Below are 23,447 nucleotides of genomic sequence, written 5' to 3'. Positions count from 1 at the left end.
CGACATAGGCTGCAAAACGCGATTCACTCGTTTCGATTCCATCCTGGCGATCCATAGCTCCCTCCATTTGAAGCGCGAATCGCCATTGTCGCAATCAATCGTTAACGAAACTTATGACACAGTAAGATTAGGCGGCCGTATTGATAATGCTGCAGGGCGTGGCTGCGATAGGCAGCCTGCCCAAATCGGCATTAATAGACCTGGAAAGATGAGATCTGGTCGTTACGCCCATTTCCTACAAAGGGAACGTCACGGGAATAGTCCGTGCACCAGCCACCGAAATTCTTGTGCTCGCACAAGCGCACCCCAGTCCTGCCCTGCACCCGGATGGAGGAGATGCGGTCGTTCCAGAACCCGTTCAAAAGCGCGCTCGATTGTCCCGGTGCAGCACAGAAGCTCTGGCCGCCATAGTTGATATCTTCATAGAAGCAAATCTGTGCACGCTGCGGCCGCCCGTACCCGCCGTACCCGCCATAGCCACCGTCGCCACCATATCCGCCGTAACCACTATAACCACCGTCTCCACCGTAGCCGCGATATTCAACCGTCTCAACCTGGCAGGCAGCTACTGCCGTAGAAATACCCGCGAGAAGCGCAGCTATCCGAGCTGATCGAGGCAACATATTGTAATAAAAGCGAATCATTGAAAAACTCCTTGAACAAAAACGTACCCATAGTGGACAAGGCATCGCCGCCGCCAATCAATTTCGATGGCACCGTTATTTAGGAAATTTTAGGGCGATGGCGCCAGGCATCAGGGCTATCGCCGACAACGGTAGGGGGCGATATGGCACCGTCGCAGATGCCCTCGCCGCTCAAACCGGGCATCTCGTAAGGTGTATTTCCCCGGCCTGACGTCAGCCAGACCGAAACCTTCTGGCCAGCGCCTTGGCCTGCTTCACCCACTCGTCGCGCTCTATGCGGCCTTTGAAACGCAGGTGCTCGTCGAGCCATGCGCGCTCGGCCTTCTTCCACTTGGCAATCTGCTCGAACTTGTAGATGCCCAGCCCGTTCAGCGTGGCCTCCAGCTTTGGTCCGACACCGGAAATCAACTTGAGATCGTCAGGATGGCGCGGCTTGCGCATGGCCGGCGGGCGAACCCCGTCGGCAGGCGCCTCGCCTGTCAGCCGCCGCGCTTGCGCAGGGGATGAAGCGACCTGTGCCGGCCGGCTCTCCGCCCGCTCGCGCACGGCCTTGCCTTTGCCGCCGCCGCGTTTGTCCTTTCCGGTCGTCCCTGGGTCGACGCGCATCGAAGCGGCCTGCCGAGCGCTCCCCACCTCCCCCTGCACGACCTTGGGAGACGAACTGCCGGGCGTGGCCGATAGCGACTTGCCAGAGTCCTTTGTCTCGGCTTTCTTGCTTCCGGCTATGGTTTTCGGTTCGTTGGCACCACCACTTGCGGTCGCCTCTCCAGCTGTCGCACGCGCGGCCGCACGTCCGGCGCTCTTGGGTTTGCCATCGAAGCTGATGACCGGCTCCATCCTGGCCAGTTCCTCGTCCTCCAGCCAGCAAAGGCTGCGATGCCCGTCGCCCAGCTCCTTCAGCGGCGGCACTTCCGTATCGCACAGATTCCCCGGCACCAGGTGCTTGTAGCCGCAGCGCGTCTGGAAAGGGCACCCGGTTGGGGGATTCATGGCCGACGGGATATCGCCTTCCAGCACGATATGCTTCTTGCGCACGGAAGTGTCGGCAATCGGGATCGCCGAAAGCAGCGCCTCCGTATAGGGGTGATAGGGAGGCGCGAAGATCTGGTCGGTCGTGCCCTGCTCCACGATATAGCCCAGATACATCACCACCACCCGGTCGGCGAGATAGCGCACCACCGATAAATCGTGGCTGATGAACAGCATCGTTGTCTTGTTCCTGCGCTGTATGTCCATCAGCAGTTCGGTCACCGCCGCCTGCACTGAGACATCGAGCGCCGACACCGGCTCGTCGGCCACCACCACCTTGGCATTGCCGGCGAAGGCGCGGGCCACGCCGATCCGCTGCTTTTGACCTCCGGAGAGCTGGCGCGGCATGCGGGTCGCGAAAGCGCGCGGAAGCTTCACAAGGTCGAGAAGTTCCAGCATGCGCTGCGTGCGCTCGGCAACCGTGTTGCCCACCTTGAACTTTTCCAGAGTACGGATGATCTGTGACCCGACCGAATGGCTGGGGTTGAGCGTGTCGAACGGATTCTGGAACACCATCTGGATGCCCGCGACAGTCTCCGTATCGCGCTCCTCCACCGGCACGTCATGGATCGGCACATTGCCGAGCAGGACCTCGCCCTCGGTGGCCGTCTCCAACCCCAGAAGCACCTTGGCCAGCGTCGACTTCCCGCATCCCGATTCGCCGACGATCGCCACGGTCTCGGACTCGCGCGCCTCGAAGCTGATCTGCTCATTGGCCTTGACGGTGCGCGTCTCCGAGCCCCCGAAGATCGCATTGGCGGTCACCTGATAATATTTCTTCAGATTCTCGATCTTGAGCATCGGCTTCCCAGGCTCGACGCGCTCCTTTGCTGTTGCCGCCCCCTCCGGCAGTGCCTCCCAGTCGATCTCGTCGAAGCGCACACAGCGCGAATGGTGCCCTTCATGCCCGCCCACCGTGACCATCGGTATCTCGGCCACATCGCATACGCCCTCGACAAAATGCTGACAGCGCGGACCGAAATTGCAGCCCATGGGCCTTTCGTGGGGCAGCGGAAGCTGGCCGGGAATGGCAATCAGCGGCCGCGAATTCTTGTCGGCGCCAGGCAGCGGGATTGAGCGGAACAGACCCTGTGTATAGGGATGGCGCATGCGGTCGAACACATCCTCGATACGCCCCGTCTCCACCGCTTCGCCCGAATACATGACCGTGATGCGGTCGCAGGTCTCCAGGATCAGGCCGAGATTGTGCGACACGAAGATCATCGACGTGCCGTATTTCTCGCCGAGCCCTTTGACCAGTTCGACGATGCCGGCCTCCACCGTCACGTCGAGCGCCGTCGTCGGCTCGTCAAGCAGGAGAAGGGCCGGCTTGGAAAGCAGCGCCATGGCGATAACGATGCGCTGCTGCTGCCCGCCCGAAAGCTGGTGCGGATAGGAGCGCATGATGCGCTCGGGGTCCGGCAGGCGCACCGAGGCCACCATCTCCAGCGCCCGATTCCAGGCTTCCTCATTTGAAACCTTGTCGTGGAGCAGGGGTACCTCCATGAGTTGCCGGCCGACCTTCATGGCCGGATTGAGGCTCGCCATCGGTTCCTGGTAGATCATGGCGATCTCGTTGCCGCGGATGCGCCGAAGCTCCTCCTCCGACAAATCCGCCATATCCCGGCCCTTGAACTTGATGCGGCCGCCGACGATCTTCCCGACATTCGAAAGATCGCGCATGATGCCGAGCGCCACAGTCGACTTGCCGCAGCCCGATTCGCCGACGATGCCCATCGCCTCGCCCGGCATCACCTTGCAGGAAAAGTCCATCACGGCCGGAATCTCGCCGGCCCGCGTGAAAAACGAGATGGAAAGGTTCTCGATCTCCAGAATGGGCTCGTCCGCCTCCTGGGCACGGTCGATTTTGATGGCTTCGTTCATCGCGTAGCTCTCATTCCGTTAAATCGTCATCCCCGCATCGCGTCCGTTACCGTCAGTCCTTCAGCGACTGTTCGCGCAAGGCGTCGGCGAGCAGGTTCAGGCCGAGCACGAATGACATGAGCGCGAAGACCGGCGGCAGGGCTGGATGGATATAGGCGCGCAGGAGCCGGCTCGATTCCTTGATACCGGTGCCCCAGTCCGGGCTTTCCGGCGCAAGGCCAAGGCCGAAATAGCCAAGCGTGCCCAGAAGGATGGTCGTATAACCGATCCGCAGGCAGGCATCGACGATCAGCGGCCCGCGTGCATTGGGCAGCACCTCCCACAGCATGATGTACCAAGGGCTTTCCCCGCGCGTCTGGGCGGCCGCCACATAGTCGCGCGTCTTGATGTCCATGACCAGGCCGCGCACGATGCGGAAAACGCCGGGCGCGGAGGCGAACACCACCGCCACGAAGATGTTGAGCTGGTTGGCGCTGATCGAGATGATACCCAGCGGATCGGCATTGAAGACGAGCCCGAGATACACCCACCCGCCTATTAGCAGGGTCAGCCCGAGCTGCACGGCCAGCAATCGCGGACGACCCGAAAAGCGCGTGTAGAACAGCGTCGCGAAAAACACGATTGGAAAGATGAAGAAGAAGCCCGCCAGCCACTGCGGAATGGCGGTCTCGCGAATGCCCGGCGTCACCAGAAGGTAGAACAGCAGGATAACCGGGAATGCCAGCACGAGATTGGCCAGAAACGAGAGGATGCTGTCCACCCGACCACCATAATACCCGGCCGGCAACCCCAGCGTCGTGCCGACCATGAGCGCGAAGATCGTCGCCGCCGGTGCGATGATAAGCACGATCTGGCTGCCATAGACCGTTCGCGAGAAGACGTCGCGTGCCAGCCTGTCGCCCCCGAACAGGAAGGTCTGGCCCGTGCCTGGATCGATGCTGCCGGGCAGCGCGTTCTTCATGATCGCGATCTGCTGCAGCGGGTCGAAGGGCGCGATAATGTCGGAAAAGATGGCCGTGAACAGCCAGAAGAAGCAGATCATCACGCCCGCCACACCGACACTGCTGTCGAACAGGTGGCCGTAGAGGCCAAGCATCTTCTTGTAGCGCAGACTCAGCAGAAGAATGATGCCGAGCGCCAGCCATACCGGCCAGAAACGAGCCAGAACACCGAGGACGATGCCAAAGACGCCGATGGTTTCAAGTTCCATGGCCCGCCCCTATTGCACGCGGATGCGCGGATTGAGCAGCGCGTAACCGACATCGGATACAAGCTGCGTCGAAAGCACGACGAAAACGGATACCAGCGAACAGGCGAGCAGGAGATCGATGTCGTTATTACCCGCCGCCTCCACCAGCGTGAAGCCGAAGCCCTGGTAGCGGAACATCACCTCGACGATCACCACGCCCGTCAGAAGCCATGGAAACTGCAGCATGATCACGGTGAATGGCGCAATCAGCGCATTGCGCAGCGCATGCTTGAGCACCACCGCGTTGAAGCTCAGGCCCTTCAGCCGGGCGGTGCGGATATATTGCTGCGTCATGACCTCCACCATGGAGGCGCGGGTCATGCGCGCGATATAGCCGATCCCGTAGATGGCCATGGTCATGACCGGCAGGGTGAAATTGTAGAAGGTTATCCCCGAATTGGTGGCGGAGGCGGCCGAGCCGTTGAGCCAGCCAAGCCATGAAGCGAAGATGACGGTGAAGATGACGCCCGAGATATATTCCGGCGTCGCCGTGGTCGTGATCGAGGCCACCGACAGCGTTCTGTCGGTACGGCTACCCTCGCGCATGCCGGCAAGCACCCCGATGAGGAGCGAGACCGGCACCATCACCGCCATTACCCAGAACATCAACAGGCCGGTAGCGCCAAGCGCGGGCACAAGCTTCTGGGCGACCGGCACCTTGAACTTGGTCGAGCAACCGAAATCGCCCTGCAACACACCGGAAAAGCGCGCCTCGGAGGGCTCGTTGCAAAAGGCAAAGCGCGGGCTTGCCACGCCGGTCGCCGGGTCGACATTCGGCTGCTTCGGCATCACGCCCAGCCACTGGCCGTAGCGCACGAAGAAATTCTGCCGATAGCCGTTCGTCTGCAGCCAGCTTTCCAGGTCTTCCGCCGAAGAACGCATGTCGAGCTGACTGATCGCCAGCTTCTTCAGGTTCGGCTCCAGATTGACCAGAAAAAACACCACCAGCGAAAGGCACAGCATCGTCAGCGCCATGACACCGAGGCGGCGAAGAATGAAGCTCAGCACTGTTTCCCCTCACCCCGTTTTGGGGTTTGTTATCTTATTCTTGGTCATTGCGAGAGGGGCCGTCGCCGGCCCCTCTCCTGCGTCCTACTCGTCGAGCCACACTTCATGCAGGTCGATCTCGAACGTCTGGTGCATGCCATGGTTCTTCACCGCCGGCACTGAGTGGTTGTAGAGCTTGCGCCAGTAGGGCTGGATGATGATGCCTGCATCCTGAATGTGCTGCTGGATGTCCTTCATCACCGTGCGGCGCTCTTCCGCGTCCGGCATGGTCAGCGCCTTCTCGATCAGCGCATCGAGATCTGCGTTGGAATAGGCGGACTCGTTCCAGGCCTCGCCGGTGCGATAGGCCAGAGCCACCACCTGAATGCCGAGCGGGCGCATGTTCCAGTTGGTCATCGACCACGGATATTTCGTCCAGTCGTTCCAGAAGGTGGAGCCGGGCAGCACCTCGCGCTTCACCTTGAAGCCGGCCTCGCGGATCTGGGCGGCGATGGCGTCGCCCGTGTTCTTGTGCCAGTCCTCGTCAACCGTGATGAGCACGTGCTCATGGTCCATCTGGCCGGCCTCTTCCATCAGCGCCTTCGCCCGCTCGACGTCACGCGCGAAGGGCGCCAACTCGGCATACTCGGGATGGATCGGACATACATGGTGGTTCTCCGCGGGCTCCCCGGCATTGCCATAGCCGAGCGCCAGCACCGTGGCGGGATCGACGGCAAGCTGCAGCGCCTTACGCACCCGCTGGTCCTCATAGGGCGGGTTGCCGACATTGGTACGGGCGACGATGGTCGCGGCTGTCACCACTTCCGACTTCACCAGGCCGAGGGAGTCGAGGATATCGATAAAGTCGGCGCTGGTCTCGTAGTTGGTATGGACTTCGCCCGACTCGAACGCCGAGACCACGGTAGAGGGATCCGTGCCGTAGTCGATGAACTCGATGCCGTCGAGATAGGGCTCGCCGCCCCACCACTGACCGTTCTCGCGGCGCTTGAGCACGACGCGGTTGCCCACCTCGTAGGAAACCAGCTCGAACGGGCCGGTTCCGATCGGATTGGCGACGAAGTCACGGCCTGTCTCATCAAAGCTCGGATGCACGATCAGGGCCGGATAGTCGACAAAACCGGCAATGATGGAGATATCCGGAGCCGGCAGGACCAGCCTTACCGTAAAGTCGTCCACCTTCTCGATGGCGCCCTCGCGTGCCTTCTTCGTCTCCGCATCGATAAGCGAGGACATGCGCGCGGCCATCGAATTGCCTTCGACGGACTGGTCGCACCAGCGGTTGATGTTGTAGATCACATCGTCGGCCGTGAATGCGTCACCATTGTTCCAGGTGACGCCCTGGCGCACGTTCAGAATATATTCGGTGGCGTCGTCATTGACCTCCCAGCCTTCCAGAAGCCGGCCCTCGAAAGTGAAGTCGCGGGTGTACTTCACCAGCGGCTCCAGTGTCTGGCGCATGGCGTTGGCGATCTCCGACCAGTCGGAGGTCATCGGATCCTTGTTTTCCTTGATCCACATGGCGACCTTGAGCACGCCGCCCCGCTTGGGCTCCTGTGCCACCGCCCGCGTTGGCGCAGCCATACCCAGCATCGCATAGGCGCTCGCCGTCGTCGCGCCAAAGGCGCTCGCCAGCGCCAGGAATTCGCGGCGATCCAATGCGCCTGATTTGGCCTCCTCGGCCAGATCAGCGATACGTGCCGGCACGCTTCCGCTGTTGCTCTTGAAGAATTTCATCGACGTACTCCCAATTTCCGGCCCCAGTTGCCTGTTTTGTATGCCCCTATGACATTTGCCTGCCGGGGTAGCATTTAGCATCGAACCGCCGATGTCAAAGAAACCTGCCCCAACAGACATGCCGGATTACAGACAGCAGTTTGCGGCCAGATGACCGACTTGAAAGCAGAGAATGCGACAGATTTGACGCAAAAGCGATAGCCGAAAAGGAATCCGCGATGTTTTGAGCGAGCAGGACACGGACGCGGCCTATCGCCCGCCCGCCGCCTCCGCGTTGACGAGCCCGTAGCCATAGTCGTCGTCGCGCCCCGGCGCCCCCAGATCGATGGCGGTCTGCGCCAGCCGCGCGCTGATTTCGTCCGCATCGAGCCCTTCTGCACGCATCAGGTTGGCGATGGCGCCCGAGACGACAGCAGCCGCGAATGACGTGCCCGTCACCGCATCCATGCCGCCGCCTGGTATCGGCGCCAGCAACTTCACCCCCGGCGCGGAGAGCTCGACATAAGGGCCGCGATTGGCCTGCTCCATCAGCATGTCCTGCGCATCCGTCGCCGTCACGGCGATGACGCCGTCATAGGCGGCGGGATAACCGTAGGGCGCGCGCGGACCGTTGTTCCCAGCAGCCGCCACCAGCACGATGCCGCGCTCGCGCGCCGCCCGACACGCAGCCTCAAAAAGAAGGTTCTTCGGCCCGACGAAGCTCATATTGATTATGCGCACCTGCTGCGCCACCGCCCAGTCCAACGCCGACAGAAGCACGTCCATGCTGGAGCGGCCGCCCTCGAAGGCGCGCGCATGATGGATGCGAGCCCCGGTCGCCAGCCCGCGAAACGGACCGCCCCCGGCGATCAGCCCGGAAATCGACGTGCCATGGCCGCGCTCCTCGATGAAGCGGTCGGGCATGGCATCGAAAAGCCCGGCCACGGCCTCCTTGAGCGCGGGGTGATTCTCGTCCAGCGCCGTGTCGATCACCGCGATATCGATATCCGCCCCGCTCGCCTGCTCGGCGTTCAGCGCGATGCGCTCGAAGGCGTAGGGGACGAGCTGCCCCGCCTGCTCCAGCGTGTAGATATGATTCGGCGCCTGCCCCAGCGTCCTGCCGTCGGCGACGAGTTGAGCCAGTACGACGCCGACCGGGCGACCGTCCGGGATGCCGTAGCGCGCCACGGTCGTGTCCAGCAATGCCGAGGCGCGCGAGGATCGCACTTCAAGCCCGAGGGCCGCGGCGATGGCTTCCGCTGCAGCCACATCGCCGTCGATCGTCACCAGCACCTCGTCCGGCACATGGTCGCCGACAACGGCTCGGGGCGGCACTGACGCCGCCGGCGCGCGCCGGCTGGGCGCGAAACCATTCGCCGGGGCAGCCCCGGCCTGGGTAGGCGAACCGCCATTCGGGCTATCGGAGGGCGATGCCGACGATGCGTCGTTCGTCTGGCCGTCATTTGCCGGCGGAGTCGATGGCCTCTTCGGCAGATCGCCCCCCGGCCCGACGCTCCCCGGCGACCTGCCGAAGAGCTCGGCCAGCAGCGGCGGAAGGTAGACGACCCCCGGCTGCCGCGCATCTTCCTCCGCCCCCCGGCAGCCCGGCCGGCTCTGATCGTCGGCGCAATCCTGCGGGACCGGCCGCGTCACCGCCGGCGCATTCGTCTGTGCTGACGCCAGCCCGGCCGTCAGGGCAAGAATCGTTCCCAGGAGAAAAGCCGACGGCTTCATGTTCACTCGGCCTTTGGCCGGGCACCCGCGATAACGCGCGCCACCAGCGGTTGGGCTTCGAGTTCGGCAGCCAGTCGGTCATAGTCGGCCGCACCGGAGACCGGAAGAACGATGCGATATACGCCGCCGGGCAGCGGCCCCGCATCGATTTCGAGCTGCAGCGACTGCAGCACGCCTGTCACTTCCGAAATCGGCGCCTCGTCATTGAAGCTGACCAGTACGAAGGGCAGTTGCACCTGCTCCACACCGCTCCCGGCAACCGAATAATCATTGGCATCCCTGGTCGAAATCCACACTGTTTGCGCCGCAAGCAGCGCGACGGCCAGTGCCGCAGCACCCCACGCCAGACCGGATGATGGCGCTGCAAACCAGCCGCCCACCCGTTTCAGCCAAGATGTGCGGGCAAGACGCGGCGGTCCCGATTCGCGCTCCAGCGCTGCCGAAAGCCGCGACAGCGCATCCGCGGGAGGCCGGATCGCCTCGTTGCCCATGGCGGCCGCGGAGTATTCGGCCTCTGCCTCTTCCAGCGCGATCGCCGCCGCCGGGTCGGAGGCCAGCCACCGTTCAACCGCTTCGCGCTCGTCGTCGCTCAGCGTACCGTTCAGATAAAACGGCAGCAACGCTTCCAGTTCGTCGCGCCGGTCCAGCTTTTCCGTGCTCATGGCCAACCCCTGTCGTAACCGGCGGCCTTCAATGCTTCGCCGAGCTTCTTGCGGGCGTAGAACATGCGCGTCTTCACCGTCGCCACCGGTATGGCCAGGATCTCGCCGATCTCGCTCACCGACTTGCCATGATAATAGGCAAGATCGATGACCGTCCGGTGTTCTTCCGGCAAATTGTCGATAAAGCGACGCAGGGCCGTGCCCTTGTCGTCCTTCATCGCCGTCACCTCGGGCGTGTCAGCGCCGTCCTCGACGGCTTCCGCCTGCCCTTCGTCAAGCGCCTGCTCGCGCCGGCGCCTCAGCGCCGAAAGCGCCTTGTAGCGGGCGATGCCGAGGAGCCATGTCGACACCTCCGCCCGCCCCTCGAAGCGCGGGGCTTGGCGCCACACCTCCAGAAACACTTCATTCGCGACATCGTCAGCCATCGTTTCCGATCCTGTCTGGCGCATCACGAAGCGGTAGACCCGCGCATGATGTCGCATGAACAACAGCCTGACGGCCGCGCGTTCGCCGCGCGCCGCCTGCGCTACGAGCTCCCGGTCCGAAAGCTGGTTCGACTGTGCTTTCATTCCGGGTTTCGCACGCTTGGCTCGTTCTTCTGTGTGTTGCGACAGGTCAAAAGGGTTCATTGATTTTTTCCACCCCGGCGGACGCTAAACCATGCCTTCGTGAAAAACCAGACAGAGACGCGTCTGAACCTTTTGCTCTTCCTGCCGCACCCATTCCCGTGGGCCGCACTCAATGCGCGCCGCAAACACAGGAGCAAGAGATGAAACGAACCCATGACCGCGCATGGTCAGCGGTTTCGCCTCGTCGCCCTCGTCCACCGGCCGCAAGGCAGCCGGGATCGACGGTCGGCGAGGCCTATTCGTTGACGCGGCGCAAGCCAGGGCGTACCCTTCGTCTACACGAGGTCGAAAGCGGCCTCGTTGCGGGGGAAGTCGCTACAGCCACAACAACCGATTGCCCGACTGCGGGCTCTTCGGCGGTTTCTCCCAACCGCATCGGGGGGAATGCCATGCGCGCGCACCGGCGATACGCGAGCAAACGCTTGGGACGGGCGCTTCGCGCCGCTGCACGCGACCGGCTTCGGTCGACAGCGGCCAGTATGGCGCTGCTGATCGCCGCCAATCTCGGCTTTGCGGTTTCCGCCGCCGCCCAGGAAGGTGCGATCATCCAGCCGGGCTTCATGGCGGAAACGGGTTTTCCCGGCACCATCATTCCGGGTTTCGAGGAAGGGCTTCTGCCGGGTGTCGACCCGGTCGACGAGACCTTCATCGATGTCGGGCGCGCGTCCTTGCGCATTTTCGACATGACCTTCCTCGGCGGGCCTCCCGAAGGCCAGCTTGTCTACACGCCGCCGCCCTTCGAGGTGATGGCGGGTCAGATCGGCCAGGTCTTCGGTCTTGCCTATGACGACGGCAAGCGCGACGACACACCAGAAATCGTGCCCAACCTCTATGCCGCCGCCACATCTTTCCACGGTGTGCAGATCGTCACACCGGACGAGGACGAGGACGGCAGGCCCGAGCGACGGCGGCGCGGCGAGCCCGATGCACGCTTCATGGACGGCCAGTTCGGCGCCGAGAACGGCGGCGGTCCCGGCTCGATCTGGAAGATCGACGGGCTGACCGGAACGGCAGAGCTCTTCGCCGACATCGACACCAACAGCGGCCCTGGCATCGGCAATATCGCCTTCGACCGCTCACACAGGCAGTTCTTCGCCTCGGACCTCGATTCCGGTCTCGTCCATCGCATCGACATCGACGGCAACCTGATCGACACCTTCGATCACGGTATCGACGGAAGGCTCGCGCGCGGGCTGGACGCGATAGCCGACGTTGGCGCGGTCATGGACATCCGCGGCGCGGCCTTCGACACGGAGGAAACCCGCACCTGGGGCTATACCCAGGAGGAGCGCCGCATCTACGGCCTCGCCGTTCACGGCGGTCGGCTCTACTACGCCGTCGGCGAGGAAGCCGAAATCTGGTCCATCGGCATCGCCCGCGACGGAACCTTCGCCGGCGATCCGCGCTGGGAGCTGACGGTCGACGCGGAAGAAGACCTGCCCGTCACCGACATCGCCTTCGACACCAAGGGCTTCATGTATCTGGCCCAGCGCGGCGAGATCGAAAACCGCTACGATTATTCCAGCTTTGCCGACAGCGGCGAGGCCGAGGTCCTGCGCTACTGGCGCGAGAGCCCCGACGACCCTGAAACCGAAAGCATCTGGGTCCCGGTTCCCCAAACCTACGCGGTGGGTTTCCCCCAGCCGCACCTGCAGGCGGCCGGCGGCATCGATCTTCAGTACGGCTATGATTCACAAGGCCTCATCAACACCAGTGCCTGCGCCGCCACGCTGGTGAAGACCGGCGACAAACTGCGCGACGATCCGGCATTCGCCGACCGCCTTATCGAGGGCGGGCCGCTCTCCGTCCACGGCGTCCAGCTCACCACTTCCTTCCTGGTGCGGCCGCAAAACGAGCCGCCTTTCGGCTCGTGGTTTGCCGATTTCGACGGCTTCTTCGCCGATCCGGAAGTCAAGGGCCATGTCGGCGACGTTGAAGTCTGGCGTCCTTGCGAAGGCCGTGCCGGCTGGTACGAGCCGTTGCCCTATCCCGGCGATCTGCCCGTGCCCGGCTGGCCGCCCGGATGGCCGCCAACGGACGAACTGCCCCAATGTCTCGAGGTCGAGGTGGTGGAATATTTCTGCACGCCCGCCGGTCTCGAGGCCGACCTTTATGTCCATGACCGCGCCGGCATCGGCGGTGATTCGCTGGTCAGCAAATCGCTCACCCCCGGCGTTGGCGTTTCCCCGTCAAAGCAGACGGTTCCAAGCCTGGCGACGCCCTTCACGCTTGGCGTGACCGGCCATCTGCCCGGCGAGACCGTCGACCTCGGCCTTTGTTTCTTCAAGGATGCCGATGCCAAGGCGGGCGGCTACTTCCCTTGCTGCAAGGTGACGCTGCCGCTTGAGACGCCCCTTGAATCCTGTGCGCCGTGAGGGAGGGAGAGATGACCATGTTCACTTTCGCCCCTTCGCGGGAACGCAGTTCAAATCCGGTCATGGAGACGATCATGAACCCCCTGTACCAGGCCGCGCGTGCACCGCGCTGGCTCATGGCGGCAGGCATGGCGCTCTCCACAGCGCTCATGCCGCTGACCATCGCACCTGCCAACGCGCAGGATCCCGGAGGCATGGAGCCTCGCATAGAACTCGAACCCCTGGAACCGCTGGAGCCGGCGCCGGAGCGTGAAAAGCTCGCCCCCTTCTTCGAGAAGACAGGCCGGCAGCTCGATTGCGATTATGTCCAGTACCGCCTGCGCTTCGGCGTGCGCGGTGATCCGGCCATGATCGGCCATCCGATACTGGCAACACTGCTCGACAATGTCCGCTTCGACCTCCAGGACCAGTTGCCTGGCGATCTGGCGATCGTCGATGTCAACATATCGGGTGACATAACAGGACCGGGCGGCGGTGCCGCGCCCGCTCACACGGTCGGCACGACAGCCACCCCGGACGATTCCCTGTCGCTGGCCGACTTCCGCTTGTCGGCCGCCGATCTCGATGGCGACGGCAGCCTCACGGAGCGCTATGCCATTATCGAGATCAAGGCGAAGATCGACCAGGCCGCCTTCCCGGCCGTCACCAATGTCGACAATCAGGGCAACATCACCCTGCAGCGCGCCGATGTCGGCGGCGGCCTGGGCACAATGCCCTCGCACGACCCGGCCATCCCTGATGACGGCGACTGGAAGACCGGCGCACCGACCACCATCGCCATCGACGTCACCGATTGCGAACCGCCTCCGCCTCCGCCTGGCGGTGACCCGGAAGAGGCCTGCTTCGCGGTCGAGACCGGCGAGGTCGATTGCGTGCCCGGCGGCGGCGCCTACATCTACCGCATGCATGTCGGACCGGAGATTGCGGGCAATGTCGTCATGGTCTCCTCGACCACGCCTGGCATCGTCATCGATCCGGCTTCGCAGGTGGTTCCCGCCGGCGGCGGCACACTGGAATGGAAAATCATCGGGGCCCTCCCCGGCGAGACCATCCATCTGGTGGTGACCGGCGTCGAGACCTATGCGGGTCCTGCCGAGGGCGTCGGCCTGTGTTGCTCGCAGACCGTCGATATCGAAATCCCGGAGGATCTCGATTGCCCGGACGAGGAAGGCAAGCCCGACATCAAGGTCGAAAAGCGCGCCGACGAAGCCATGTGCGAGCCGGAAGGCCCATGCGACTTCACCATCCGCGTATCGAATGCCGGCGACGCACCCTATACCGGCAAGATCGTGCTGGACGAAGTCACCGCCCCCGGCCACGCCGACATCATCGCCGGCCCCAACGCGCCCTGGACCTGCGTGCCCATGGCCAGCCCCGCTTCCTGCGAACATCCCGAAACCACCCTCAACCCGGGCGAGTTCGTGGACCTGAAGCTTGGCTTCCAGCCCGGCCCAGCATGGCCCGGAAGCGTCCTCCGCAACTGCGCCGAATACGACTACACGGCCAGCGGCAAGGATGCGTTCGGCGATCCGACCAACGACAAGGCCTGCGCATCGATCAAGATATGCAAGCCCGGCGATCCCGAATGCACACCGCCCGAGGGCGACATACCCGACATCGGAGTGCGCAAGCGCGCCGAGCCGGCCATATGCACCCCCGACGGCCTGTGCACCTACGTGGTCACGATCTACAACGCCGGCCCCGTCAACATCGCAGCTCCCATCACGGTGGTCGATACGTTCCCGCTGGGCGACGTCGCCTCGGCGAGTTTCAGCCCGACCCCGCCCTGGGCCTGCGTGCCGCTGGCCGGCAACCAGTTCGAGTGCAAGCATCCGATGCTGGTGCTGGCTCCCGGCGCCACCACCGACATCCAGGTGACGGCGGTGGTGGCGGACTACCCGTCCAACATCGTGGAGAACTGCGCCAAGGTGGAAGCTCTCACGGGCGAAACGAATCTCGCCAACAATGAGGCCTGCGCCAAGGCGACGATCCCCGACCGCCCGGGCGGCGAGCCGCAGTTGCGGATACAGAAGACCTGCGAAGCGACGGTTTCGTCGGGCTCGGTCGCATGCCGCATCACCGTGTCCAATCCCGGCACTGCCGCCCCCATGGGCCCGGTACGGGTGAACGATGCGGCGACGCTGATCGGCGGCGGTGCGCCTGTCGAGATCGGTTCTGTCTTGCCGGACGGGCCGGAATGGACTTGCGGTGCGGTTCCGGCCGCAACGCTGGCCTGCGAAATCCCCGGCGCCGTCATGATGCCGGGAACGAGCCGCCACTTCGACGTGACGGTCAATGTCTCGCCCAACGAGCGGTTCGAGAACTGCGCGCGCGGTTCCTTCGGCCCGGCGCCGGGCGACGACATCGTCTACCCGTTCGGCGAAGCCTGCGCCGAGGGCGGTACTGGAATCTCGGTCGAAAAGACCGGCGACAGCCAGTGCCTGCTGGGGCAGCCCTGCACATTCGAGATCACCATCACGAATGACGGGCCAGCCGCCATCTCCGGCCCCATGCGGATTGGCGATGCCTTGACGGTCGACGGTTTCGGCTCCACGCCGGCGACCATCGTTTCGGTGAACCCGCCCTTCGGCTGCTCGCCGGAGCCTTCGGAACTGCCCTTCGTCTGCGAGACCACCCTCGACCTGGCGCCCGGCGAAAGCCGTAGCCACGAGGTCACGGTCGAGCTGCCGCTGGATGCAGACCTGGCCAGTGAGGTCGGCAACGGTGCGCAAGGCCGTAACTGTGCCGCCGTCATCGGCATGGATGTAGACGTGCGTGAAGGCCCGCGCTCGCTGTCCGAGCCGGGTGGCGAAGCCTCGTCCCGCCCCTTCGACTGCCACGACTTCACGGTCCTGGCCGAGGAGGAGGAACAGTGCTCGCCCGGTTTCGTCCTGAACAATGACGGCCGCTGTGTCTGCCCGGAAGGCACCACCTTCCGCAACGGGCAGTGCGTGGGCGACATTCAGACGACGCCGGTCCCCGTGCCGACGCCGCGTCCCAACCGGCCGGACCCTCAGCCCAAGCAGCCCGAGCGTCAGCGTCCGCAGGCTGACCCGCAGTGCAAGCTGCTGCCGGGCCAGATCCGCACCCAGGACGGACGTTGCGTCTGCCCTCGCGGAACGCGCCTGCAGAATGGCCGCTGCGTCAAGCCGCAGGTCCAGCGTGAATGCCCGCAGGGCACGACCGGCCGCTATCCGAACTGCCGGCCGATCGTGCAGGATCGCTGCCCGCCCGGAACCGCCTTCGTGGCCGGGCGCTGCCGTAGACCGGAAGTGCAGAGGCAATGCCCGCCCGGCACCACCGGCCGCTACCCCAACTGCGCGCCCATCGTGCGGCCGCGCTGCCCGCAGGGCACAACGGGAACTTTCCCCAACTGCCGCCCGGTCGTGCAGCGCCGCTGCCCGCCTGGCACCACGGGACAGTATCCGAACTGCCGGCAGACTACCCCGCCGACGGTTACCCGTCCTCCGGTCCAGCGGCAGATACCGCAGCTTAACCGGCCCCAGTTGCAGATTCGGCCGCAACTCCTGCAGCCACGGAACAACCAGCAGATCCAGTAGATTTTGCCGCAACAAGAACCCCGCCGGATATCCGGCGGGGTTTTTCTTTGGCCTTTATTGCAGAAGACCCGGCCGGTGGAGGGACATCCGGCCGGGCTCCTTCCCGCGCTTCCCAGCCGGGGCCGGGCCAGCCTACCGGGAAATAGGGCAGGAAACCGCTACTGGCGCTCGGCCACGGGCGAGACCAGCGGCGTAATGCGGCGCACTGCTACGCGCCGGTTTTCCCGCTCGGGCTCCGGCGTATTTATCTTCAGATACTGCTCGCCATAGCCCTGGGTCACCAGGTTCTCAGGCGGCAAGCCAAAGACATCGGTGAGCGCCCGGGCAACGGCTTCGGCACGCCGATCCGAGAGTGCAAGATTGGCATTTTCGGAACCGACTGCATCCGTATGACCTTCGATCAGGAAGGTCTCGGCCGGGTTCTCCTCCAGCAACCGCTCCATCGCTGTCGCCAGCGATTCGATGTCCCGGATCTCACGTTCCTCAATGCGCGCCGAGCCGAACTCGAACTCGATGGTATCGAGGTCGATGCGCCGCACCATGTCGCGGACCCGGGGCGAACGCTTCACTTCTTCGAGCGAATAGAGCCGCTGCACCTGCTCCACCGGAGGCTGGTCGAGGAACTCGTAGTACCGTTCTGCGCTTTCCACCCGGCGCGCCTCAAGGACATACTCGCTTATCGGAATCGTGAGCCGCAACGGGCCGAGCTCGACTACCGGATCCTCATAGCGGGCGACCCTGTCGAAGCGATCCTCCGGCACATACACCAGCACATATTCCCGTCCGTCCGGCATCACCCGCACCCGGCGGAGAACATCGCCGTATCTGTTGCGGATGGTGATGATGCGCGTTCCGTCCGGGCGCTCGATAACCTCGCGCACGCGATCGCCCCGCAGGTCGTCGTAGTAGACCAGGTCGTCGCGACGCACGAGGCGGTCGTAATCGGGGCTCTCGATATAGATGTTGTTGTTGTACTGGATGATCTTCCGGTTGTCGTTGTACTCTTCGATCACCTGAGCCCCCTCCGGCACCTGTCCGAGGAGTTCCTGTCGGCGCATGCGGGTGTCTTCCGGCGTCTGGCCCAGCTCAATCCGCTCGCCCTCCTGTTCCACCATTTGGCGGATCTCCGTACGCAGCGTTTCCGGGTCCACCAGATCTACCTGGGCTTCCGCATCGCTTTCCGGCGAGGGCGCCTCCTCTGTGGCCTGTTCTTCCTGCCCGTCCTCGACCGGCTGCTCCTCGCCTTCAACCGTGGCTTCCGGCTCGGCCTCGCCGTTCTTCTGGCTGTCGAGGACCGGAGCCGCATCTTCAGATGGCGTCGCCTCGCCCTCAACCGCCGTATCGTCTTCGGCGCCGGGCTCTGCAGCCGTGCCGCCGTCGATGGGTTCTTCCTCCTCGACTGCCCCATCCGTCGGCGCGTCTGCATCCGTCTCTTCCTCGGCAGGCGGTTCGGCTGCGACGCACTCCCCGCCATCGGCTGCACGAACCGTGCCGGGCGGACAGTCTTCCACGGCCTCGCCCTCGTCCGGGACGGTCTGCTCGGCCTCTCCGGTAGGTTCGACCACGGTCTCGTCCGTGGGTGCGGGCTCTTGCGTAGCGGGGGTTTCCACTGGCTCATCGGCAGGCAACTCCTCGCTGCCTTCAACCGTAGGTTCTTCCGTCGTTTCCGCCGGTGCCTCCATGGTCTCTGCGGGCTGTTCGGCCTCCGCATCCGCAGGCGGTGTGACCTGTTCCTCGACAGGGGCGGGCTCGGATTCCACAGGCGCGTCGGCAGGGGCTTCCTCACCTTCAGCGGCCGGTGCCTCTTCGGTTTCCGCCGGCTGTTCGGCCTCCGCATCCACAGGCGGTGTGACCTGTTCCTCGACAGGGGCGGGCTCGGATTCCACAGGCGCGTCGGCAGGGGCTTCCTCACCTTCAGCGGCCGGTGCCTCCTGGGTTTCCGCCGGGGGCTTCTCCTCGGCGGAAGGCGGCTCTTCTGTGGGAGCAGGTTCGGCGGCCGGCTCCTCGCCCTCTTTTTCCACCGCTGGTACGCAGGCACCGTCAGGTCCAGTGGGCGCCGTTCCGGGCGGGCATTCCCCACCCTCACCTGCAGGCTCTTCCGCCTGCGCCAGGATAATCACGCCGTCAGGCGTAACCGGACCGCCCACGGCGCGCTCTTCGGCGGTCGCCGACCCTGCCATCAACAGGCTCAGGGCGGTTCCAGCCATAAACAATCTCGAATTCGTCATCGTCCTTCGCTCCACGGTGCGACGTCCCTACGGCCTCGATAATCGGCGGCGAGGCCGTTGGTTCCCTTGCCTCGTCGTTTCGGCCGCCGGCACAGCCCCTTGACGGCCGGCTCTGGCCGCGCGACATGCCTGCCATGGATCCATTCTGGAAGACCAAGAGCCTGGAGGAGATGACGCCGCGCGAGTGGGAATCGCTTTGCGATGGCTGCGGCAAATGCTGCCTGGCCAAGCTCGAGGACGAGGACACCGGGGAAATCCACTGGACAAGCGTCGCCTGCCGCCTGTTCGACGCCGGCACATGCCGTTGTTCCGACTATAAAAACCGCTTCGCCACCGTGTCCGATTGCGTGCGCCTCACCCCACAGAACGTGCGCACCATCGCCTGGCTTCCCGCCACCTGCGCCTACCGGCTCCTGGCCAATGGCGAGGATCTCTACTGGTGGCACCCGCTGGTATCCGGCAGCAAGGAAACGGTCCACGAAGCTGGCATCTCCATAAAGGGACGGGTGAAGGCCAGCGAAAGCGATCTCGGTGAGCCGGAAGATTACCTGCAATACATGCTGGAAGAAGAACCGTAGTCCGACCAAGGACGGAGACGAACATGAGCGAAACCGAAACCCGCGACCTCGTCGAAAACTACCTCGCAGCCTTCAATGCCGGCGATCACGAGCACATGCTCTCGCTGCTATCGGAGGACGTCGTTCACGACATCAACGAAGGTGGCCGCGAAATCGGCAAGGAGAAGTTCCGCTGGTTTCTGGGCCTCATGTCCCGCCACTACCGCGAGACCCTGTCGGACATTGCCGTGATGACGGCACCCGGCGGAGTGCGGGCCGCTGCCGAATACACGGTGCGCGGAACCTACCTGACGACCGCCGAGGGCCTTCCCGAGGCATCGGGCCAGAGCTACACGCTGCCCGGTGGCATCTTCTTCGAGATCGATGACGGCCTGATTTCCCGCGTCACCGCCTACCGCAGCCTGGAAAACTGGAAGAGGCAAATCGCGAAGGCCTGAAAGGCCGGTCTTCTATACCCGCCTGAACAGTTGCCATGAACAGCGAATGAACGGTCGGTTCGTACGGCGTTCAGGGGCGCTCCGGCAATGTCTCCTCAACATTCACACCGATGAGGAGATCCGACATGTTCCGCAAGATCCAGATTGCCGCTCTTTCCGCTTTCCTCAGTCTCGGCGCATTCGCCGCCGCGCCCACCGCCGCCAAGGCGGACGGCATCTATTTCAGCTTCGGCCAGGGCAACGGGCGGGCCGGCATCCATATGGGCGAGCGCGATCGCGACTATCGCCCGCGCCGCCCGCACTACCGTGAGGCGAGCTGCACGCCGCGCCGCGCCCTGCACAAGGCCGAGCGCATGGGCCTCCGGCATGCCCGCATCACCCGCGTCAACCACCGCGCCATCCGCGTAACCGGGCGCCAGCATCGCGACCGCGTAAGCGTCGTCTTCGCGCGCGCGCCGCATTGCCCGGTGATCCGCATACGATAGCGCTACGGCCTCCCCACCCCGAAAAAGGCCGCCGGATTGCTCCGGCGGCCTTTTTCGATTTGAACGTGGGGAAACCTACTGATCGATGCCGAAGGTCACACTTACCTGAACGGTATAGCTGTTTTCACCGGCTTCGACGGGTACAGCCGCATCGGCAGCCATCTCCATGCGCATCATCTTTCCGGCCATGGGCATCGGCGGCGGGCTGGCGGTGCGTTCCGAAAGCTCGACTACCTTGCCAAGGTTCACACCGGCGGCTTCGGCCAGCGTCCTGGCCTTCGCCATGGCGTCCTCGACGGCCAGCTTGCGCGCCTCGCTCAGCGCTTCTGTCGGGTCGTCATTGGTGAAAGTGATGTGCCCGCCCTGGTTGACGCCCAGCGAGACCGAGCGGTCGAGTATGGCACCCACCTTGTCCATGTCGCGAATGCGCACAGTCAACTGATTGGTGACCTGGTAGCCGACGATGCGCGGCTTCTCTTCGTCATTGCGCTCGTTGGGGTAAACATATTGCGGCTGGATCGAAAGCCCACTGGTCTGCAGGTCGCGCGCCTCGATGCCTTCTTCCTTGAGGGCGGCGATCACGGCCGCTATGGCCGAATTGTTGTTGTCCATCGCCGCGCGGGCCGTCTCGGCCTCACGCGTGACGGCCAGCGTGACGAGCGCCATATCCGGGCTCAGCCGCGCCTCGCCCTCGCCCGTCACTACAATCCTGGGCTGCGAGGCCTGGTCTTGCCCAAAAGCCTGAGGCACGGCGACCATCGAAGCCGCCAACGCTATCGGCAGAAAGGGACGCGTCATGGAAATCTCCTTGGTTGTTTCAGCAAATTATGGATAGAGCGCGATTATGAATGGATTGCGGCGCATCCCGCTTGTGCATGGGCAAAAAAATCACTAATCCATGCCGCACCGGGCCTGTAGCTCAATTGGTTAGAGCCGGCGGCTCATAACCGCTTGGTTGGGGGTTCGAGTCCCTCCGGGCCCACCAGAAACCTTTAATATCAATTGGTTATATGGTGGTTAGCCATCAAGGCTAGCTGCGCTTCGCGTTCGGCGCAAGCTGCGCCTACCGGGCGCGCAGCGTCAATCCGGTACGATTCCGCTATCGTCTTCCCTCCGTGCTGTGTCCGGCCGCTATCGGCCAATCCCGACCCCGTTCCCACCCAAGACAGGTCAGTCGCCAAGGCCTTCGACATAACGTATCCATAAAGGAACCTTGCGGGCTATGAATTCGGCCGGCATTGCAGTCTCAAGCGCGATGACATGCCTCCGAGTATGGAGAATTCGTCCATGGAAAGCATGGGCTTACCGCATTCTTCACATTGAAAGTCTCATGATCGCCTGTGCATCCCTTTCCCTGTGCTTTTTTTCTGTATACGTTGAGGAGCATACCAAGCAGTCGGAGATGACATGAGCAAGGAAAAAGGCAAGCCCGTTCTGCGTTCGCAGGCCTGGTTCGATAATGCGGGCAACCCGGACATGACCGCGCTCTATCTGGAGCGTTACCTGAATTTTGGCCTGTCGCAGCAGGAACTGCAATCGGGAAAGCCCATCATCGGCATCGCCCAGACCGGCTCGGACCTGTCGCCTTGCAACCGGCATCACATCGAATTGGCCAAGCGCGTGCGCGAGGGCATCCGCGAAGCGGGCGGCATTGCCATCGAATTCCCCGTGCACCCGATACAGGAAACCGGCAAGCGGCCCACCGCCTCGCTCGACCGCAACCTGGCCTATCTCAGCCTTGTCGAAGTGCTCTACGGCTACCCGCTCGACGGCGTGGTGCTTACCATCGGCTGCGACAAGACCACCCCGGCCCTGCTCATGGCCGCCGCTACTGTCAATATTCCGGCCATAGCGTTGTCTGTAGGGCCCATGCTCAACGGCTGGTTCCGCGGCCAGCGCACCGGTTCCGGCACCATCGTCTGGAAGGCACGCGAACTGATGGCCGCCGGCGAGATCGACTATGAAGGCTTCGTCAAGCTGGTTGCCTCGTCCGCCCCCTCCACCGGCTATTGCAACACGATGGGCACCGCAACCACGATGAACTCATTGGCCGAGGCGCTCGGCATGCAGCTTCCCGGTTCCGCCGCCATTCCTGCGCCCTATCGCGACCGTCAGGAGATGGCGTACCGTACCGGCCTGCGCATCGTCGACATGGTGCATGAGGACCTCAAGCCCACCGACATCATGACGCGCGACGCCTTCATCAATGCCATCCGCGTCAATTCCGCCATCGGCGGCTCCACCAATGCGCCGATCCACCTCAATGGCATCGCCCGCCATCTGGGCGTCGACCTCGACATCGATGACTGGCAGACCTACGGAGAAAAGGTCCCGCTACTGGTCAATCTCCAGCCGGCCGGCGAATATCTGGGCGAAGACTACTATCATGCCGGCGGCGTCCCCGCTGTCGTCAACCAACTCATGGGACAGGGCCTGATCAACGAGGATGCGCTCACGGTCAATGGCCGCACAATCGGCGAGAATTGCCGGAATGCGGCAATCGAGGACGACCGGGTCATCCTCCCCTACGACAAGCCGCTCAAACCTGACGCCGGCTTCCGCGTGCTCAAAGGCAATTTGTTCAACTCGGCGATCATGAAGCTCTCCGTCATCGAGGAGGAGTTCCGCAAGCGCTATTTGTCCAATCCCGACGATCCCATGGCCTTCGAGGGCCGGGCGATCGTTTTCGACGGACCGGAAGACTATCATGCGCGCATCGACGATCCCGTGCTCGACATCGACGAGCACTGCATCCTCTTCATGCGCGGCGCCGGTCCCATAGGCTATCCTGGCGCGGCGGAAGTGGTGAACATGCGGGCGCCGGATTATCTGCTCAAGCGCGGTATCCATTCTCTGGCCTGTATCGGCGATGGCCGCCAGTCCGGCACCTCCGGCTCGCCCTCCATCCTCAACGCCTCGCCCGAGGCCGCAGCCGGCGGCGGTCTGGCACTGCTGGAGACCGGCGACCGCGTACGGATAGACCTGAAGAACTGCCGGGCCGACATGATGATTTCCGACGAGGAACTGGAAACCCGGCGAAAGCGGCTGGAGGCTGAAGGCGGCTACGCCTATCCGGCACACCAGACGCCGTGGCAGGAGATTCAGCGCGGCATCGTCGCCCAGCTCGATGCGGGAATGGTGCTGGAGCCTGCGGTCAAATATCGCAAGCTCGCCCAAGGCGGCGAAAACGGCGACATGCCGCGCATCCCGCGCGACAACCACTGACAAACCA

At 63.8% G+C, this 23,447-nt stretch carries 16 protein-coding genes and 1 tRNA gene; 7 read left to right on the top strand and 10 right to left on the bottom strand.

What is annotated here, in order from left to right; genetic code table 11:
- Window positions 1–191: 191 nt before the first annotated feature.
- The 8 genes from N1058_RS08910 to N1058_RS08875 all read right to left on the bottom strand — a co-directional run bounded on the left by N1058_RS08910 (window position 192) and on the right by N1058_RS08875 (window position 10,492).
- Entirely contained in the window at window positions 192–644 is a 453-nt protein-coding gene (locus N1058_RS08910) for a peptidase inhibitor family I36 protein (RefSeq protein ID WP_265517146.1), read from the bottom strand.
- 213 nt (window positions 645–857) lie between these two features.
- On the bottom strand, window positions 858–3,557 hold the full coding sequence (locus N1058_RS08905; RefSeq protein ID WP_265517145.1) for a dipeptide ABC transporter ATP-binding protein: 2,700 nt from the start codon (window positions 3,555–3,557) through the stop codon (window positions 858–860).
- Between the two features lie 52 nt (window positions 3,558–3,609).
- Window positions 3,610–4,767 (bottom strand): ABC transporter permease, encoded by a 1,158-nt coding sequence (locus N1058_RS08900; RefSeq protein ID WP_265517144.1) that lies wholly within the window; start codon window positions 4,765–4,767, stop codon window positions 3,610–3,612.
- Window positions 4,768–4,776: 9 nt separating this feature from the next.
- Window positions 4,777–5,814: an ABC transporter permease gene (locus N1058_RS08895; RefSeq protein ID WP_265517143.1), complete on the bottom strand. Its 1,038-nt coding sequence runs from the start codon at window positions 5,812–5,814 to the stop codon at window positions 4,777–4,779.
- An 84-nt stretch (window positions 5,815–5,898) separates the two neighbouring features.
- A complete protein-coding gene (locus N1058_RS08890) occupies window positions 5,899–7,548 on the bottom strand; it encodes an ABC transporter substrate-binding protein (protein WP_265517142.1) in 1,650 nt (549 codons plus the stop codon).
- A 249-nt stretch (window positions 7,549–7,797) separates the two neighbouring features.
- Window positions 7,798–9,261 (bottom strand): S8 family serine peptidase, encoded by a 1,464-nt coding sequence (locus N1058_RS08885; protein ID WP_265517141.1) that lies wholly within the window; start codon window positions 9,259–9,261, stop codon window positions 7,798–7,800.
- Between the two features lie 2 nt (window positions 9,262–9,263).
- The gene (locus N1058_RS08880) at window positions 9,264–9,923 is read right to left on the bottom strand and encodes a hypothetical protein (RefSeq protein ID WP_265517140.1); all 660 of its coding nucleotides are present in this window, start codon (window positions 9,921–9,923) and stop codon (window positions 9,264–9,266) included.
- Complete coding sequence (locus N1058_RS08875) at window positions 9,920–10,492, bottom strand: sigma-70 family RNA polymerase sigma factor (protein WP_265517139.1); 573 nt, start codon at window positions 10,490–10,492, stop codon at window positions 9,920–9,922. Before N1058_RS08875 ends, N1058_RS08880 begins: the two co-directional genes overlap by 4 nt.
- Window positions 10,493–11,031: 539 nt before the next feature.
- Between N1058_RS08875 and N1058_RS08870 the strand changes: the two genes are divergently transcribed.
- On the top strand, window positions 11,032–12,927 hold the full coding sequence (locus tag N1058_RS08870; protein WP_265517167.1) for an SMP-30/gluconolactonase/LRE family protein: 1,896 nt from the start codon (window positions 11,032–11,034) through the stop codon (window positions 12,925–12,927).
- An 11-nt stretch (window positions 12,928–12,938) separates the two neighbouring features.
- Window positions 12,939–16,487, top strand: a complete 3,549-nt coding sequence (locus N1058_RS08865) for a DUF7929 domain-containing protein (RefSeq protein WP_265517138.1) — start codon at window positions 12,939–12,941, stop codon at window positions 16,485–16,487.
- 158 nt (window positions 16,488–16,645) lie between these two features.
- On the opposite strand, the gene N1058_RS08860 is transcribed toward N1058_RS08865, so the two are convergent.
- On the bottom strand, window positions 16,646–18,694 hold the full coding sequence (locus N1058_RS08860) for an OmpA family protein (protein ID WP_265517137.1): 2,049 nt from the start codon (window positions 18,692–18,694) through the stop codon (window positions 16,646–16,648).
- A gap of 146 nt (window positions 18,695–18,840) precedes the next feature.
- On the opposite strand from N1058_RS08860, the gene N1058_RS08855 reads away from it, so the two are divergent.
- From N1058_RS08855 to N1058_RS08845, 3 genes are all read left to right on the top strand, one after another.
- Window positions 18,841–19,293, top strand: coding sequence for a YcgN family cysteine cluster protein (locus N1058_RS08855; protein ID WP_265517136.1), 453 nt, complete (start codon window positions 18,841–18,843; stop codon window positions 19,291–19,293).
- 23 nt (window positions 19,294–19,316) lie between these two features.
- Window positions 19,317–19,730 carry a ketosteroid isomerase-related protein gene (locus N1058_RS08850; RefSeq protein ID WP_265517135.1) on the top strand — a complete coding sequence of 138 codons (414 nt, stop codon included), beginning with the start codon at window positions 19,317–19,319 and terminating at the stop codon, window positions 19,728–19,730.
- Between the two features lie 125 nt (window positions 19,731–19,855).
- On the top strand, window positions 19,856–20,215 hold the full coding sequence (locus N1058_RS08845) for a hypothetical protein (protein ID WP_265517134.1): 360 nt from the start codon (window positions 19,856–19,858) through the stop codon (window positions 20,213–20,215).
- Between the two features lie 75 nt (window positions 20,216–20,290).
- On the opposite strand, the gene N1058_RS08840 is transcribed toward N1058_RS08845, so the two are convergent.
- Window positions 20,291–21,013, bottom strand: coding sequence for an SIMPL domain-containing protein (locus tag N1058_RS08840; protein WP_265517133.1), 723 nt, complete (start codon window positions 21,011–21,013; stop codon window positions 20,291–20,293).
- A gap of 110 nt (window positions 21,014–21,123) precedes the next feature.
- Here N1058_RS08840 and N1058_RS08835 point away from each other — a divergent pair.
- Window positions 21,124–21,200: transfer RNA gene (locus N1058_RS08835), tRNA-Ile, on the top strand.
- Window positions 21,201–21,622: 422 nt separating this feature from the next.
- The gene (locus N1058_RS08830; protein ID WP_265517132.1) at window positions 21,623–23,440 is read left to right on the top strand and encodes an IlvD/Edd family dehydratase; all 1,818 of its coding nucleotides are present in this window, start codon (window positions 21,623–21,625) and stop codon (window positions 23,438–23,440) included.
- Window positions 23,441–23,447 lie beyond the last annotated feature (7 nt).

Source organism: Nitratireductor luteus (genome assembly GCF_026162365.1).
GTDB lineage: Bacteria > Pseudomonadota > Alphaproteobacteria > Rhizobiales > Rhizobiaceae > Chelativorans > Chelativorans luteus.
Note: the sequence above shows the minus strand (reverse complement) of the source record. Positions and strands in the feature narration are given on the sequence as shown.

Excerpts from the sequence above, each read along its gene's own strand:
- N1058_RS08910 (WP_265517146.1), bottom strand. The coding sequence starts at position 644 with ATGATTCGCTTTTATTACAATATGTTGCCTCGATCAGCTCGGATAGCT.
- N1058_RS08905 (WP_265517145.1), bottom strand. The coding sequence starts at position 3,557 with ATGAACGAAGCCATCAAAATCGACCGTGCCCAGGAGGCGGACGAGCCC.
- N1058_RS08900 (WP_265517144.1), bottom strand. The coding sequence starts at position 4,767 with ATGGAACTTGAAACCATCGGCGTCTTTGGCATCGTCCTCGGTGTTCTG.
- N1058_RS08890 (WP_265517142.1), bottom strand. The coding sequence starts at position 7,548 with ATGAAATTCTTCAAGAGCAACAGCGGAAGCGTGCCGGCACGTATCGCT.
- N1058_RS08885 (WP_265517141.1), bottom strand. The coding sequence starts at position 9,261 with ATGAAGCCGTCGGCTTTTCTCCTGGGAACGATTCTTGCCCTGACGGCC.
- N1058_RS08880 (WP_265517140.1), bottom strand. The coding sequence starts at position 9,923 with ATGAGCACGGAAAAGCTGGACCGGCGCGACGAACTGGAAGCGTTGCTG.
- N1058_RS08875 (WP_265517139.1), bottom strand. The coding sequence starts at position 10,492 with ATGAAAGCACAGTCGAACCAGCTTTCGGACCGGGAGCTCGTAGCGCAG.
- N1058_RS08870 (WP_265517167.1), top strand. The coding sequence starts at position 11,032 with ATGGCGCTGCTGATCGCCGCCAATCTCGGCTTTGCGGTTTCCGCCGCC.
- N1058_RS08865 (WP_265517138.1), top strand. The coding sequence starts at position 12,939 with ATGACCATGTTCACTTTCGCCCCTTCGCGGGAACGCAGTTCAAATCCG.
- N1058_RS08860 (WP_265517137.1), bottom strand. The coding sequence starts at position 18,694 with ATGGCTGGAACCGCCCTGAGCCTGTTGATGGCAGGGTCGGCGACCGCC.
- N1058_RS08855 (WP_265517136.1), top strand. The coding sequence starts at position 18,841 with ATGCCTGCCATGGATCCATTCTGGAAGACCAAGAGCCTGGAGGAGATG.
- N1058_RS08850 (WP_265517135.1), top strand. The coding sequence starts at position 19,317 with ATGAGCGAAACCGAAACCCGCGACCTCGTCGAAAACTACCTCGCAGCC.
- N1058_RS08845 (WP_265517134.1), top strand. The coding sequence starts at position 19,856 with ATGTTCCGCAAGATCCAGATTGCCGCTCTTTCCGCTTTCCTCAGTCTC.
- N1058_RS08840 (WP_265517133.1), bottom strand. The coding sequence starts at position 21,013 with ATGACGCGTCCCTTTCTGCCGATAGCGTTGGCGGCTTCGATGGTCGCC.
- N1058_RS08830 (WP_265517132.1), top strand. The coding sequence starts at position 21,623 with ATGAGCAAGGAAAAAGGCAAGCCCGTTCTGCGTTCGCAGGCCTGGTTC.